Annotated in this window: 19 protein-coding genes; 5 read left to right on the forward strand and 14 right to left on the reverse strand. The window is 70.7% G+C overall.

Features of this window, described 5'->3' with window-relative positions; genetic code table 11:
- The first annotated feature begins 80 nt into the window (after positions 1-80).
- The gene (locus ORV05_RS23800; RefSeq protein WP_268754246.1) at positions 81-641 is read left to right on the forward strand and encodes a helix-turn-helix domain-containing protein; all 561 of its coding nucleotides are present in this window, start codon (positions 81-83) and stop codon (positions 639-641) included.
- A 223-nt stretch (positions 642-864) separates the two neighbouring features.
- Entirely contained in the window at positions 865-1,194 is a 330-nt protein-coding gene (locus ORV05_RS36525) for a GNAT family N-acetyltransferase (protein ID WP_407652793.1), read from the forward strand.
- Here ORV05_RS36525 and ORV05_RS23810 read toward each other — a convergent pair.
- Positions 1,176-2,114: an alpha/beta fold hydrolase gene (locus ORV05_RS23810; RefSeq protein WP_268754248.1), complete on the reverse strand. Its 939-nt coding sequence runs from the start codon at positions 2,112-2,114 to the stop codon at positions 1,176-1,178. The genes ORV05_RS36525 and ORV05_RS23810 overlap by 19 nt on opposite strands.
- 108 nt (positions 2,115-2,222) lie before the next feature.
- Here ORV05_RS23810 and ORV05_RS23815 point away from each other — a divergent pair, with 108 nt between their 5' ends.
- Positions 2,223-2,702: a CGNR zinc finger domain-containing protein gene (locus ORV05_RS23815; RefSeq protein WP_268754249.1), complete on the forward strand. Its 480-nt coding sequence runs from the start codon at positions 2,223-2,225 to the stop codon at positions 2,700-2,702.
- 22 nt (positions 2,703-2,724) lie between these two features.
- On the opposite strand, the gene ORV05_RS23820 is transcribed toward ORV05_RS23815, so the two are convergent.
- Positions 2,725-3,270 (reverse strand): GlxA family transcriptional regulator, encoded by a 546-nt coding sequence (locus tag ORV05_RS23820; protein ID WP_326938080.1) that lies wholly within the window; start codon positions 3,268-3,270, stop codon positions 2,725-2,727.
- 7 nt (positions 3,271-3,277) lie between these two features.
- Positions 3,278-4,666, reverse strand: coding sequence for a glycine--tRNA ligase (locus tag ORV05_RS23825; protein WP_268754250.1), 1,389 nt, complete (start codon positions 4,664-4,666; stop codon positions 3,278-3,280).
- A 152-nt stretch (positions 4,667-4,818) separates the two neighbouring features.
- On the opposite strand from ORV05_RS23825, the gene ORV05_RS23830 reads away from it, so the two are divergent.
- Both ORV05_RS23830 and ORV05_RS23835 read left to right on the forward strand, forming a co-directional pair.
- Positions 4,819-5,226: an ArsR/SmtB family transcription factor gene (locus ORV05_RS23830; RefSeq protein ID WP_268759869.1), complete on the forward strand. Its 408-nt coding sequence runs from the start codon at positions 4,819-4,821 to the stop codon at positions 5,224-5,226.
- A 70-nt stretch (positions 5,227-5,296) separates the two neighbouring features.
- A complete protein-coding gene (locus tag ORV05_RS23835) occupies positions 5,297-5,731 on the forward strand; it encodes a Fur family transcriptional regulator (protein WP_268754251.1) in 435 nt (144 codons plus the stop codon).
- A gap of 4 nt (positions 5,732-5,735) precedes the next feature.
- Here the strand turns inward: ORV05_RS23835 and ORV05_RS23840 are convergent, their stop codons facing one another.
- From ORV05_RS23840 to ORV05_RS23890, 11 genes are all read right to left on the reverse strand, one after another.
- Positions 5,736-6,464 carry a TIGR03943 family putative permease subunit gene (locus ORV05_RS23840; protein ID WP_268754252.1) on the reverse strand — a complete coding sequence of 243 codons (729 nt, stop codon included), beginning with the start codon at positions 6,462-6,464 and terminating at the stop codon, positions 5,736-5,738.
- The gene (locus ORV05_RS23845; RefSeq protein WP_407652538.1) at positions 6,461-7,462 is read right to left on the reverse strand and encodes a permease; all 1,002 of its coding nucleotides are present in this window, start codon (positions 7,460-7,462) and stop codon (positions 6,461-6,463) included. Before ORV05_RS23845 ends, ORV05_RS23840 begins: the two co-directional genes overlap by 4 nt.
- A gap of 22 nt (positions 7,463-7,484) precedes the next feature.
- A complete protein-coding gene (locus ORV05_RS23850) occupies positions 7,485-7,901 on the reverse strand; it encodes a hypothetical protein (protein ID WP_144587873.1) in 417 nt (138 codons plus the stop codon).
- Positions 7,898-8,752, reverse strand: coding sequence for an isoprenyl transferase (locus tag ORV05_RS23855; RefSeq protein WP_268754254.1), 855 nt, complete (start codon positions 8,750-8,752; stop codon positions 7,898-7,900). Before ORV05_RS23855 ends, ORV05_RS23850 begins: the two co-directional genes overlap by 4 nt.
- A gap of 40 nt (positions 8,753-8,792) precedes the next feature.
- A complete protein-coding gene (gene recO, locus ORV05_RS23860) occupies positions 8,793-9,551 on the reverse strand; it encodes a DNA repair protein RecO (RefSeq protein ID WP_144587869.1) in 759 nt (252 codons plus the stop codon).
- 35 nt (positions 9,552-9,586) lie between these two features.
- A complete protein-coding gene (locus ORV05_RS23865) occupies positions 9,587-10,036 on the reverse strand; it encodes a CD225/dispanin family protein (RefSeq protein ID WP_268754255.1) in 450 nt (149 codons plus the stop codon).
- A gap of 100 nt (positions 10,037-10,136) precedes the next feature.
- On the reverse strand, positions 10,137-11,030 hold the full coding sequence (gene era / locus ORV05_RS23870; protein WP_268754256.1) for a GTPase Era: 894 nt from the start codon (positions 11,028-11,030) through the stop codon (positions 10,137-10,139).
- Entirely contained in the window at positions 11,027-11,362 is a 336-nt protein-coding gene (locus ORV05_RS23875) for a cytidine deaminase (protein ID WP_268754257.1), read from the reverse strand. The genes era and ORV05_RS23875 overlap by 4 nt, the downstream gene beginning before the upstream one ends.
- Positions 11,363-11,364: 2 nt before the next feature.
- Positions 11,365-12,684: a hemolysin family protein gene (locus tag ORV05_RS23880; protein ID WP_268754258.1), complete on the reverse strand. Its 1,320-nt coding sequence runs from the start codon at positions 12,682-12,684 to the stop codon at positions 11,365-11,367.
- Between the two features lie 3 nt (positions 12,685-12,687).
- The gene (gene ybeY / locus ORV05_RS23885) at positions 12,688-13,233 is read right to left on the reverse strand and encodes an rRNA maturation RNase YbeY (RefSeq protein ID WP_144587859.1); all 546 of its coding nucleotides are present in this window, start codon (positions 13,231-13,233) and stop codon (positions 12,688-12,690) included.
- 5 nt (positions 13,234-13,238) lie between these two features.
- Positions 13,239-14,318 carry a PhoH family protein gene (locus tag ORV05_RS23890; protein ID WP_144587857.1) on the reverse strand — a complete coding sequence of 360 codons (1,080 nt, stop codon included), beginning with the start codon at positions 14,316-14,318 and terminating at the stop codon, positions 13,239-13,241.
- Positions 14,319-14,386 lie beyond the last annotated feature (68 nt).

Genomic DNA, 14,386 nt, shown 5'->3' on the forward strand with positions numbered 1-14,386 from the left:
GGCCCGGCGAGCAGGCCGCGGATCATGGCTTGAGCATGACAACTGTCATTGCTTCCCGAACTTGAGATATATTCTCTGTTGTGAGAGATGATCTGGATCGACAGCTGGCCGACCGGTTGAGCGGGCTGCGGGCCGAACGCGGGTGGTCGCTGGAGAGGCTGGCCGAGGTGTCGGGGGTGAGCCGCTCGACGCTGTCGCGCATCGAACGGGCCGAAATCAGCCCGACCGCGGCCCTGCTGGGCCGCCTCTGCACGGCATACGGGCGGTCGATGTCGCAACTGCTCAGCGAGGTCGAAGCCGACCCGCCCGTGCTGCTGCGCGCCGCGGACCAGCCGGTGTGGACCGATCCGGAGACCGGCTTCACCCGGCGCTCGGTCTCCCCGCCGCAGCCGGGGCTGCGGGCCGAAGTCCTCGAAGGCGTCCTGCCCGCCGGTGCGGTCATCGCCTACGAGGCCGCCGCCCGGCCCGGGCAGGAACAGCATCTCTGGCTCACCGAAGGCGTGCTGGAACTCACCGTCGGCGGCGAGCTCCACGAGCTTCACGCCGGGGACTGCCTGCGATTCCGCGTCCGGAGCGGCACCCGGTTCCACTCCCCCGGCCCCGGCGCGGCCCGCTACACGCTCGTCATCGTCCTGCCCTGACCTGTCCTGACCACCCCGACCGCCAGGAGCGCCCATGCCCACGATCACCCCGCTCACCGCCGACGCCCTGCCCGAGGCGGGGCCCGAACTGGCCCGGCTGCTGATCGACTCCGTCGACGGCGGTGCCTCCGTCGGCTTCTTCGCCCCGCTCGACTTCACGACCGCCCTGCACTGGTGGCTCGCCCTGGAGTCACCCCTGCGCACCGGAAACGCGCTGATCTGGCTGGCCCGGGAGGAACACCGGATCGTCGGCACGATCGGACTGCGCCTGACCGCCTACCCGACGGGCCGTCACCGTGCCGAGGTCTCCAAGCTGCTGGTCCACAGCGATGCCCGCGGGCAGGGGCTCGGCCGGGCACTGCTGGCACATGCGGAGCGGGAGGCCGCGGCACGGGAGCACACCCTGCTCTTCCTCGACACCGAAACCGGCAGCGTGGCCGAGGGCCTCTACCGCCGCGACGGCTGGACCCCGGTAGGCACCATCCCCGGCTTTGCCCACAGTCCCGGCGGCACCCTCCGCCCCACCACGATCTTCTACAAGCACCTGTCCTGACCGAGGGGCGTGTGTGCGGTCCCGCTGACCGCGGTGGCGCAGTCGGCCACCTGCTCGCCCAGGACCCGCCCGAGGAAGCCGCGCAGGTAACCCGCGACGACGTCGAGGTGGCTCTCCAGCAGGAAGTGACCGCCGTTGATCAGGTGCACCTCCACGTCCTTGGCGTCACGGGCGAAGGCCAGCGCGCCCGCCGGGCTGAAGATCTCGTCGTTGCGGCCCCACACGGCGAGCACCGGGACCTCACTGGTGCGCAGGAATTCGTGCAGCAGCGGATAGAGCGGGCGATTGTTCTGGTAGTCGCGGAACAGCGCCAGCTGGATCTCGTCGTTGCCCGCGCGGGAGACGAGGGCGAAGTCGTGCTCCCAGGTGTCCGGGCTGATCAGGCTCGGGTCGGGCACGCCGTGCACGTACTGCCAGCGGATGGCCTCGAGGCTCAGCGCGGTGCGGACAGCGGGTTCCGTGCCGGGGCCGGGGTTCGCCCCGTACGCCCAAAGGCCGGTCCAGAACGACTCGACGAAACCGTCCTCGTAGCCGTTGCCGTTCTGGGTGACGAGGGCGGAGATCCGTTCGGGGTGCTTGAGCGCGAGGCGCCATCCGATGGGGGCGCCGTAGTCCTGGACGTAGAGGGCGTAGCGGTCCAGGCCCAGGTGGTCGAGCAGTCCGGAGGTGAGTTCGGCGAGGGCGTCGAAGGTGTAGGCGAACTCCTCGGCGCGGGGAGCGGCGGAGTGGCCGAAGCCCAGGTGGTCCGGCGCGATGACGTGGTAGTCCACGGCCAGCAGCGGGATGAGTTCGCGGAACATGAACGAACTGGTGGGGTAGCCGTGCAGCAGGACGATCGCGGGGGCGTCGGCCGGACCGGCTTCGCGGTAGAAGATCTCGTGCCCGCCGACGGTGGCGGTCCGGTGGTGTACCGAGCTCATTTCTAACCCCTTTAAACGCTTGATCTGGTTAAGCCCTTCGCCAGTCAAGCACGGGGTGGGTTAACCTGTCAAAGGACTTGATCTGGTTAGAAAGGGGAGCGGCACTCGATGGACGCGCTGCTGGACCTGCTCAACAGCAGGCCACTGGTCAACGGCGAGGAACAGGACGCGCTCGGCGACCCGGCCGAAGGCAGACGGTGGGCGCGGGAGCACGGCGGCGAAGGCAGCCTCGCGGAACTCGCGCTGCTGCGCCAGGCGCGGGACATCCTGCGGGACGTGGTGCGCGGAGAAAGCCCGCCCGCCGCGTTGAGCCCGCTGCTAGAAGGGGTCCACCAGATCCCGGAGATCACTTCGGACGGTCTTCAGTGGACAGTCGAGACTCCTCCGCACGCCCGGCTGGCCGTCGAGGTGGTCCTGGCCTGGGCCGCCACCGAGAAGCAACTTCCCGGCCGGCTACGCCCTTGCGCCAACGAGAAGTGCCAGCTGTTCCTGCTCGACCGCAGCCGCGCCAACCGCGCCCGCTGGTGCTCGATGGCCGTCTGCGGCAACCGCGAAAAAGCGCGCCGCCACTACGAACGCACCCGCTGACCCGTCCCCCACGCCCCCCGCATCAGGCGGCTGTGGAGGCGGGGCGAAAAGTGCGGCGGTATGTCTGGGGGCTGACGCCGATAGCGGCGTGGAGATGCCGGCGCAGGGAGACGCCGGTGCCGAACCCGGCGCGGTGGGCGACGAGGTCCACAGACCAGTCGGTGGTCTCCAGGTAGTGGCGCGCCAGGTCGACGCGCTGGCGGATCAGCCATTGGCCGGGCATGGTGCCGGTCTCGTCGTGGAAGCGGCACGTGAAGGTGCGCACGCTCATGTTGGCGTGGGCGGCCAGGTCGGCCGGGGTGAGCGGTTCGGCGAGATGCTCCATGACCCAGGCCTGGGTGGGGGCGGTGCCGGTAGCCGTCGGGTCAGGGACAGGACGCTGGATGTACTGGGCCTGTCCGCCGTCCCGCCAGGGCGGCACCAGGCACGAGCGGGCGACGTCGTTGGCGATCCGGCTGCCGTGGTCGCGACGGACGAGGTGCAGGCACAGGTCGATCCCGGCGGCGACGCCGGCGGAGGTGCAGATGTCGGGTGGCGTGTGCCGTGAAGGGGACCCCTCACGGCACACGCCATGGTCAGCAGCCGAGGAGGCGGCCCGCCAGGTAGGCCTCGAGCTTGTCGATGGCGACGCGCTCCTGGGCCATGGTGTCGCGCTCGCGCACGGTCACGGCCTGGTCCTCGAGGGTGTCGAAGTCCACCGTCACGCAGAACGGGGTGCCGATCTCCTCCTGGCGGCGGTACCGCTTGCCGATGGAACCGGCGTCGTCGAAGTCCACGCTCCAGTGCTTGCGCAGCGCGGCCGCCAGGTCCTTGGCCTTGGGCGTGAGGTCGGCGTTGCGGGACAGCGGCAGCACCGCCACCTTGTACGGCGCCAGCCGGTAGTCCAGTTGCAGCACCACTCGCTTGTCCACGCCGCCCTTGGCGTTGGGCACCTCGTCCTCGTGGTAGGCGTCGAGCAGGAACGCCATCATCGGGCGCCCGACACCCGCCGCCGGCTCGATGACGAACGGCCGGTACCGCTGCCCGGTGGACTGGTCGAAGTAGGACAGATCCACCCCGGAGTGGTTCGAGTGCGTGGTGAGGTCGAAGTCGGTGCGGTTCGCGATGCCTTCGAGCTCACCCCACTCCTGGCCCGAGGAGAACCCGAAGCGGTACTCGATGTCCACCGTCCGCTTCGAGTAGTGGGACAGCTTCTCCTTCGGGTGCTCGTAGTGCCGAAGGTTCTCCCGGCGGATGCCCAGGTCGGTGTACCAGTCGGTGCGCAGGTCGATCCAGTACTGGTGCCAGCGCTCGTCCTCGCCCGGCTCGACGAAGAACTCCATCTCCATCTGCTCGAACTCGCGGGTGCGGAAGATGAAGTTGCCCGGGGTGATCTCGTTGCGGAAGGACTTGCCGATCTGGCCGATGCCGAACGGCGGCTTCTTGCGCGAGGTGGTCTGCACGTTGAGGAAGTTGACGAAGATGCCCTGCGCGGTCTCCGGGCGCAGGTAGTGCAGGCCTTCCTCGCTCTCCACCGGGCCGAGGAAGGTCTTGAGCATCATGTTGAACTCGCGCGGCTTGGTGTACTGGCCGCGGGTGCCGCAGTTCGGGCAGGGCACGTCGGACAGGTCGTCCTCGGTGGCCGCCTTGCCGGTGCGCTCGGCGTAGTCCTCGGCGAGCTGGTCCGCCCGGAACCGGCGGTGGCAGGACAGGCATTCGATCAGCGGGTCGTGGAAGGCGTTGACGTGCCCGGAGGCCACCCACACCTGGCGCGGCAGGATCACCGACGAGTCCAGGCCCACGACGTCGTCGCGGTTCTGCACCATGGTCTTCCACCACTGGCGCTTGATGTTGTCCTTGAGCTCGACCCCGAGCGGTCCATAGTCCCACGCCGACCGGGTACCGCCGTAGATCTCCCCGCTCGGGAAGACGAAGCCACGGCGCTTGCACAAGCTGACGACGGTCTCAATGGTGTTGGCGGGCACTCCACGCTCTCCATAGATGCGGGGACGGTTATCTGATAGTCCAGCGTATCCGGCCCTTCCCGCGGACCCGCGGGGGGCTTGACAGATCGACGGGGAAACGATTAGCGACCACTAGGATGGGGGAACACCCCCACGACAGGCTGGAGAGCGACATGCCGACGGCGAGCCCGGACGCGGCCGTCCCTGGATTGCCGGACGAGGTGCATGCCGCCGGGCCGGCTCAGCCGCCCGCCCCGGCACCGCCGTCCCCGACACTGGCCGCCGCCGGAGAGCTGCTGCGCGCGCTGTCGGCCCCGGTGCGGATCGCGATCGTGCTGCAGTTGCGCGACGCCGACCGGTGCGTGCACGAGCTGGTCGACGCGCTCGACGTGACCCAGCCGCTGATCAGCCAGCATCTGCGGGTGCTGAAGGCGGCCGGGGTGGTCAGCGGCCAGCGGCGGGGCCGCGAGGTCGTCTACCGGCTGGTCGACGACCACCTGGCGCACATCGTGCTGGACGCCGTGGCGCATGCGCAGGAGTCGGACGGCGGGCACGACGTGAAGACACAGGAGGGCGCATGAGTCAGAATCGCCCACCCCGAACTCATGCACCCGACCGGGTGAGGGTGCCCCGCAGGACACAGGAGGGCGCATGAGCAGCGTCGCGCGAGACAGGGCTCCGATGCCCGGCCGCCGCTCGACGAAGCAGCGGGCTGCCGTGGTGGAGTTGCTGGCCGAGATCGACGATTTCCGTTCGGCACAGGAACTGCACGACGAGCTGCGCAAGCGCGGTGACGGGATCGGCCTGACCACCGTCTACCGCACCCTGCAGTCGCTGTCGGACGCCGGGGAGATCGACGTGCTGCGCACCGACTCCGGCGAGGCGATCTACCGCCGCTGCTCCTCGCACCACCACCACCATCTGGTCTGCCGGTACTGCGGCAAGACCGTCGAGGTCGAGGGCCCGGCGGTGGAGCGCTGGGCGGAAAAGGTCGCGGCCGGGAACGGTTTCTCCGAGATCGCGCACACCGTGGAGATCGTCGGCACCTGCGCCGAGTGCGCGGCCACCCGCCGCAGCAGGCCGTAGCCGGCTAATCCTCGTACGGGTCCTGGGGGGCGGGGACGGGGTGCAGGCCGGTGACGGTGAGGTCGGCGGTGTAGCGGTTCGCCGCGGTGGCCGTGCCGGGCACGATCCGCCCGGTCACCTCCAGCCAGGTGTCGTCAGCGTAGCGGCCCGCGGCGGGACCGTCGAGCCGGACGGTCAGCGGGTAGGCGTCGGCCGCGCAGCAGGTGATCTTCATCCGGGCCAGCAGCACGGCGCCCTTGTTGTGGGTGACGAACCCGGTCAGCCGGACCGTGCGGTCGTTGAGCGAACCGCCCGGGTCCCAGCCCGCACGGGTGACGAAATCGGTCATCGTCAGCTGGACCACGTCCCCGGCGGGCAGCGGCGGGAACGCCGCCGAGGCCTGCGGCGCGGGGGCGCGTGCCGGGGTGGTGGTCACCGAGTAGGAGCCAAGCGCGGGCGGGGCGACCAGGAACACCGCCAGCACCGGCAGCACCAGCAGCCACGCGGACCGGGCCGGGCCGTGGACGTGCCCGTCCTCCGGCTCGTGGTCGTGGTCGTCCCCGTGGCCTGCCCGGGCGGCGAGCACGTCCCGCACGATCGCGACCGCGCCGAGCAGGACCATCACGGCCCCGCTCGCCAGTACCCACGGCAGCTGCCCGGGCTTGACGTAGCGCAGGTAGTCCCCGGTGATGCCGATCTTCAGCAGCGCCCCGCCCAACAGGACGAGCAGGATGTTCTGGGTTTCCCGCCTCACCGGGCACCGCCGATCAGCGGCACCCCCACCGCGACGGCGCAGCACACCGCCACCACGAAGGTCACCGGCGCGAACCGCATCGCGAAACCCCGCCCGAAGGTCCCCGCGTGCAGCGCGAACAGTTTCACGTCGATCGCGGGCCCGACCACCAGGAACACCAGTTTCGGCAGCAACGGCAACGCCGCCATCGAGGCCGCCACGAACGCGTCCGCCTCGCTGCACAGTGCCAGCAGGACGGCCAGCACGGCCATCACCGCCACCCCGAGCACCAGCTGGGTGCCCAGCACGTCGAACCAGGACCGCGGCACCAGCACCCCCAGCGAGGCCGAGATGAGCCCGCCGAGGACGAGGAAACCGCCCGCCTCCACCAGGTCCGTGCGCGCCGTCTCGGCGAAGGCCCGCCAGCGTCCGCCCTCCGGGTCCGGCACCCGGCTCAGCGCACGGGCCACGATCCAGTCCGCCTTGCCCCAGCGCGCCCACAGCAGCCCCATCACCACCGCGGTGGCGAAGGAGCCGAGGAACCGCGCCAGCACCATCTCCGGCCGACCGGGGAAGGCGACCGCGGTGGCCACCAGCACCACCGGGTTCACCGCGGGCGCGGCGAGCAGGAAGGTCAGCGCCGCCGCGGGCGCCACGCCCTGCCCCATCAGCCGCCGCGCCACCGGCACCGAAGCGCACTCGCAGCCGGGCAGCGCCACCCCGGCCAGCCCGGCCATCCCGACCGCCGCACCGGTGTGGCGCGGCAGCACCCGCCGCAGTGTCCTGGCGGGGACGAACGCCGCGATCGCCCCGCTGATCAGCACCCCGAGCACGAGGAACGGCAGCGCCTGCACGCACACCGCGACGAACACGGTGGCCCCCGTGCTCAGGGCGGGCACGTCCAGCACGTCCCGCAGCCACGACTGGCCCAGGATCGCCACCACCAGCAGCGCGCAGAGCGCCTCCAGCGAGGTGATCCGGCGCCGGGCGCGCGGCTGGGCGGTGGCTTCGCCGGTCACGCCTTCCACCCGGGTGCCCGTCTCAGCCCTCGACCGGCACCAGCTCGCCCCGCAACTGCGAAGCGGTGGACACCACGAGCATCAGCAGCGTCCCCAGCGCGGTGGGGTCCAGCCCCTGCGCCGGGAAGGCGTACCGCAGGGTCAGATCGAGGCCGCGGTCGGTGTGGCTCACGCCGAGGGTGCCGAACAGGCCCCGGCCGGCGCGCTCCGCCGCCGAGGCCGCCACCCCGGGCTGGTCCGGCAGGTCCCAGGCCACCACGCAGGTCAGGCTCAGCACGGTGAGCCCTTCGGCGAGTTTCGTCGACTGGATCACGCACGGGACCCCGGCGTGGGAGAAGGTCAGCGCGCCGTCGTCGTCGACGTTGACCTCGAGGTAGCGCTCCAGCGCCTCACGGGCCCGGGACAGCAGCTCGGCGGTGTCGGACGCTTCAGTGCTCATGACGCTCCCTGATCCGAAGTGGCCGCGCTCGCGCCGTCGGCGGCGCCGGCCGTGTTGTCCACGGCGCCGCCGAAACGGCGGTCCCGCTTGGCGAACTCCAGGCAGGCCGCCCACAGCTGCCGCCGGTCGAAGTCGGGGAACAGGGTGTCCTGGAAGACGAACTCGGCGTAGGCCGACTGCCACAGCAGGAAGTTCGACGTCCGCAGCTCCCCCGAGGGCCGCAGGAAGAGGTCCACGTCCGGCATGTCCGGCTGGTACAGGTACCTGGCGAGCATCCGCTCGTCGACCTTGTCCGGGTTGATCTTGCCCTCGGCGGCCAGCTTCGCGATGCGGCGGGTGGCGTCGGCGATCTCCGCCCGGCCGCCGTAGTTCACGCACATCGTCATGTTGAGCAGCGTGTTGTCCTTGGTCTTCTCCTCGGCGACCTGCAGCTCCTTGATCACGCTGCGCCACAGCCGCGGCGCCCGCCCCGCCCACCGGATCCGCACCCCGATCGAACCGAGGTAGTCCACCTGCCTGCGAATGGTGTCGCGGTTGAAGCCCATCAGGAAGCGCACCTCCTCGGGGCTGCGCTTCCAGTTCTCGGTGGAGAAGGCGTACACCGACAGCCACTTCACGCCCAGCTCGACGGCACCGCTGGCGACGTCGATCATCACGGCCTCGCCGCGCTTGTGCCCCTCGATCCGGGGCAGGCCCCGCTGGTTGGCCCAGCGGCCGTTGCCGTCCATCACCAGCGCGACGTGCCGGGGCACCAGCTCCGCGGGGATCCGCGGCGGGCGCGCCCCCGACGGATGCGGGTCCGGCGGCCGCAGCACTGTTTCCGTCGCGGCCCGGCGTCCCCTGCCCAGCACCTGATTCGCCTCCCATGCCTTGCTTTTTCCGCCGACGACCTTACTTGCCCCCCGCGGGCGCCTCCCGGGCGCGCCTCTCCACGAGCGGCAGCGACCGCAACTGGCGTTCCAGATGCCACTGCAGATGCGCGGCGACCAGGCCGCTGGCGTCCCGCCGGGTACCGGGCACGGAGGCCTCCGCGATGTCCCAGTCGCCGTGCAGCAACGCCTCCAGCAGCACCAGCACCTCGGCGGCAGGGTGCACCGAGCCGGGGGCGCGGCAGTTGCCGCACAACGACCCGCCCGCCTGCACGCTGAAGGCGCGGTGCGGGCCGGGCAGGCCGCACCGGGCGCATTCTGTGATGGCGGGCGCCCAGCCGGCGAAGGCCATCGCCCGCAGCAGGAACGCGTCGAGCACCAGCGAGGCGTCCCGCTCCCCCTCCGCCAGCGCCCGCAGCGCGCCGGTGACCAGGAGGTAGAGCCGCATCGCCGGGGCGCCCTCCTCGGCGGTGAGCCGGTCGGCGGTCTCGGCGATCGCGCTGGCGGTGGTGTAGCGCTGGTAGTCGCCGACCAGCGGCAGCGCGAACGCGTCCACGGTCTGCACCTGGGTGATCACGTCGAGTGTGCGGCCGGTGTAGAACTGCACGTCGACGTGCCCGAACGGCTCGAGGCGCGCGCCGAAGCGCGAGGTGGTCCGGCGCACTCCCTTGGCGACGGCGCGCACCTTGCCGTGCCGCCGGGTGAGCAGGGTGATGATCCGGTCGGCTTCACCGAGCTTGTGGACCCTCAGCACCACTCCGGTGTCGCGATAGAGGCTCACCGGTCCATGGTCTCACCCGGCACCGACAGGAAACGTCAGTAGTAGGCGCGGGCGGTGGCCGCCGTCAGGACGGCGATGAGGATGCCGATGACGATCCCGGCCGCGCCGATGATCGTGGCGACCAGGCACAGCGTCTTTGCCGACTTCGACGCCTGCTGGGCCATCGCCAGGTTGCCCTGGGCGAGGTAGTTGTCGACCTCGTTCGACTTCATGATGGCGAAGATCGCGACGATCCAGCACAGGAAGATGGACCCGATCGCCCACCCCTTGTAGTTGGGGATCACCTGGCCGGGCGCCGCGAAGCCGGGCTGCGCGTAGCCCTGCGGATACGGCGACTGGGCGTAGGGCTGCTGGGGATAGGCCTGCTGCGGGTACTGCCCCTGGCTGTACGGCGTGGGAAGCCCGCCGGACGGCGGGCCGTATCCGGGCTGCGGCACGCCCGGCTGCTGGCTGTAAGGCCCGGGCTGGCCGTAAGGGTTGGTCATCTCGTTCCCCCTCTTCGATGATCGCGGCGACTGCGCGGACAGTACTCGACCGCTGCCACCCCGGCGCCGGTAGCCCGCCGTTCTGTGGTGAAAGCGAGACCTAGAAGCCGAGGCGGCGCAGCTGCTTGGGGTCCCGCTGCCAGTCCTTGGCCACCTTGACGTGCAGGTCGAGGTACACCTTGGTGCCCAGCAGCGCCTCGATGTGCCGCCGGGCCTGCGAACCCACGGCCCGCAGCCGCTCGCCCCGGTGCCCGAGGATGATGCCCTTCTGGCTGGGCCGCTCCACGTACAGGAAGGCGTGCACGTCGATCATGTCGTCACGGCCTTCGTGGGGCAGCATCTCCTCCACGGTGACCGCGATCGAGTGCGGCAGCTCGTCCCGCACGCCTTCCAGGGCCGCTTCCCGGATCAGCTCGGCGACCAGCGTCTGCTCCGGCTCGTCGGTGAGGTCGCCGTCGGGGTAGAGCTGCGGGCCCTCGGGCAGCCGCGTGACCAGCAGGTCCTCCAGCTGCTTGACCTGGAAACCGTCCACCGCCGACACCGGGATCAGCTCGGCGAAGGACATCACCTCCTGCAGGGCGAGCAGCTGCTCGGCAACCTGCTGGGGGGCGGCGAGGTCGGTCTTGGTGACGATGCCGATCACCGGCGTGCGCCGGGCGATCTTGGTCAGCTCGGCGGCGATGAACCGGTCGCCGGGGCCGACCTTCTCGTCGGCGGGCACGCAGAACCCGACCACGTCCACTTCGGACCAGGTCTCGCGCACGATGTCGTTGAGCCGCTGGCCGAGCAGGGTGCGCGGCCGGTGCAGGCCGGGAGTGTCCACGATGACCAGTTGCGCGTCGTCGCGGTGCACGATGCCGCGCACCGCGTGCCGGGTGGTCTGCGGTTTGCTGGAGGTGATCGCGATCTTGCTGCCGACCAGCGCGTTGGTCAGGGTCGACTTGCCCGCGTTGGGGCGGCCGACGAAGCAGGCGAATCCGGAGCGGTGGGTCACCGGAGCACTTCCTGGACTTCCCCCTTGGGATCGGCGCGGAAGATCGGCGCGGCGGGCGCCAGATCCCGCACCGCCTGCACCGAGGCGCCGGACACGAGCGGCTCGGCGGTGGCCACGGCCGCGGCCTCCAGGCCCTCGGCCCCGCTCGACACCGCCGCCGCGATCGCCGCCTGCAGCGCGGTGATCTTGAAGGACGGCAGGTCGACGGTGCACGCGGCATAGGTGCGTCCGTCGGTGTCCCGCACCGCGGCACCTTCGGCCGCCTGGGTCCGGGCCCTGGCCGACCGGGCGAGAATGACGATCTTCTCGTCTTCCGGCTCCAGCTCAGACATCCTCAACGCTCCTGTCCTTGGTCATGGCTTCCGGTAGGCACCCTACGTCCGGCGATGGTGTCGTCCACCGCGCGGACCACCACAGTGGTGATGCGCATCCGCCCGCGCCGGTCCTTGCCGCCTTCGGCGTGCAGCCGCAGGCCGTCGACCTCGGCCTCCGCCCCGGGCAGCGGGACCCGGCCGAGCCGCTGGGCGAGCAGGCCGCCCACCGTCTCCACGTCGTGGCCGGACAGGTCCAGGCCGAACAGTTCGCCGAGGTCGTCCACACCGAGCCGGGCCGCGACGCGCACCGACTTGTCGTCGAGGTGCTCCACCGGGGGACGTTCCTCCACATCGGACTCGTCGGTGATCTCCCCGACGATCTCCTCCAGGATGTCCTCGATGGTCAGCAGTCCCGCCGTGCCGCCATACTCGTCCACCGCGATCGCCATGTGGTTGTGCGACAGCTGCATCTCGCGCAGCAGTTCGTCCAGCCGCTTGGAATCCGGGACGAACGTGGCCCCGTACATGAGTTCGCGGACGGGCCGGACGGCCCCGTCGTCCAGCGACGCCCGCACCAGGTCCTTGAGGTTGACCACGCCGACGATGTCGTCGACGGACTCCTCGATCACCGGGATGCGGGTGAACCCGGTGCGCAGCGACAGCGCCAGCGCCTGCCGGACGGTCTTCTCCTGCTCGATCCACACGATTTCGGTGCGCGGCACCATGACCTCGCGGGCCACCGTGTCCCCGAGCTCGAACACCGAATGGATCATCTCGCGTTCGGCGGGCTCCACCACGCCGCGCTCCTGCGCCAGGTCGACCAGCTCGCGCAGCTCGATTTCCGAGCTGAACGGGCCTTCCCGGAAGCCGCGTCCCGGCGTGATCGCGTTGCCGACGAGGATGAGCAGACGGCTGAGCGGGCCGAGGACCGAACCCAGCACCCGCACCGGCCACGCCACGATCATGCCCACGCGGTAGGGGTGCTGGCGGCCCATCGTGCGGGGCCCCACCCCGATGATCACGTAGGTGACCACGACCATGACCACGGCCGCGACCAGCAGCGCGAGCCATTCGGGGCCGAACCAGCGCGGGAACACCACGGCGACGAGCACCGTCGCGGTGAGTTCGCACGCCATCCGGAGCAGGAGCAGCAGGTTGATGTGACGCCGCCGTTCGGCGACGACGAGTGCCAGTTGCCGTGCGCCGACCCGGCCGAGCCGGACGAGCCCGTCGACCCTGGCCGGGGACACCGTGCTCACCGCGGCCTCCGCAGCGCCGAACACCCCGCCCAGCAGGATCAGCGCAACCGCGATGACCAGCAAACCGGCGGAGGTCGCCATCTGCTAGGCGTCCTCCTGGGCACCGTCGAGACCGGCGGCGCCAAGGAGGCGGTCGTCGTTGCTGCGCTGCGCGTCGCGCCGCTCCGCCGCCGCCACCGCGGCCTTGAAGTCGGCGAGGATGCGCTTCTGCAGCCCGAACATCTCGCGTTCCTCGGCCGGTTCCGCGTGGTCGTAGCCGAGGAGGTGGAGCACGCCGTGCACGGTGAGCAGGTGCAGCTCGTCGAGCAGGGAATGCCCCGCGGTGCGGGCCTGGTCCTTCGCGAAGGCCGGGCACAGCACGACGTCCCCGAGCAGCGCGGGTGAGGTGTCACCGGCGTCGGGGCGGCGGGCCGAGTCGAGCTCGTCCATCGGGAAGGCCATCACGTCCGTGGGGCCGGGCAGGTCCATCCAGCGTTCGTGCAGGTCGGACATGACGTCGAGGGTGACCAGCACGACGGACAGCTCGGCGAGCGGGCTGACCTCCATGCGGTCGAGGGCGAAGCGGGCGGCGGAGACGATGGAGGCCTCGTCGACCGCCATCCCGGACTCGTTGGCGATTTCGATGCTCATGGTGGTTAGCGGCGGCCCTTCCAGCCGTTGCCGTTGCCGGCGTCCTGAACGGCCTGCCATTTCTCGTAGGCGTCGACGATGTCGCCGACCAAGCGGTGCCGTACCACGTCGTGACTGGTGAGGGTGGCGAAGTGCAGGTCGTCCACGCCTTCGAGGATCTCCCGCACCACCCGCAGGCCGCTGCGCTGCCCACTGGGCAGGTCGACCTGGGTGATGTCGCCGGTCACCACGATCTTGGAGCCGAAGCCGAGCCGGGTCAGGAACATCTTCATCTGCTCCGGCGTGGTGTTCTGGGCCTCGTCGAGGATGATGAAGGCGTCGTTGAGGGTACGGCCGCGCATGTAGGCCAGCGGGGCGATCTCGATCGTGCCCGCCTGGATGAGGCGGGGAATCGACTCCGGGTCGACCATGTCGTGCAGCGCGTCGTAGAGCGGCCGCAGGTACGGGTCGATCTTCTCGGACAGCGTGCCGGGCAGGTAGCCGAGCCGCTCCCCGGCCTCGACCGCGGGCCGGGTGAGGATGATGCGGGTGACCTGCTTGGCCTGCAGGGCCTGCACCGCCTTGGCCATGGCGAGGTAGGTCTTGCCGGTGCCTGCGGGGCCCACCCCGAACACGACGGTGTGCCTGTCGATGGAGTCGACGTAGCGCTTCTGGTTCAGCGTCTTGGGCCGGATGGTGCGTCCGCGGCGCGACAGGATGTCCAGGCTGAGCACGTCCGCCGGGGATTCACCGCTCTCGGTGGAGAGGATGCCCACGGTGCGGCGCACCGTGTCCGGGCCGACCTGCTGCCCGCGCGCGGCCAGCGTCACCAGTTCCGCGAACACGCGTTCGGCGAAGGCGACGTCCGCCGGGGCCCCGGTGAGGGTGACCTCGTTGCCGCGGACGTGCACGTCGGCGTCCAGGAGTTCCTCGGCGACGCGCAGATTCTCGTCGCGGGACCCGAGCAGCGTGAGTACCGCCGCTTCCGGGATCGGGAACCTGGACTGCGCGCTCTTGGTGGCGATCTCGGTGACGTCCGGGGTGGTCTGCGGGACGTCCTCGGGGATCTCGGATCGGGCGGCTCCACCCTGTGCGGTTCCGGCCACGTGCTTTCGGGCCTGCTTTCTGCGCGTGCGCTACTCGACGGTGTTGTCAACCATGATGCTAGCGGTCC

This window comes from Amycolatopsis cynarae (assembly GCF_026802195.1).
Classification (GTDB): Bacteria; Actinomycetota; Actinomycetes; order Mycobacteriales; family Pseudonocardiaceae; genus Amycolatopsis_E; species Amycolatopsis_E rhizosphaerae.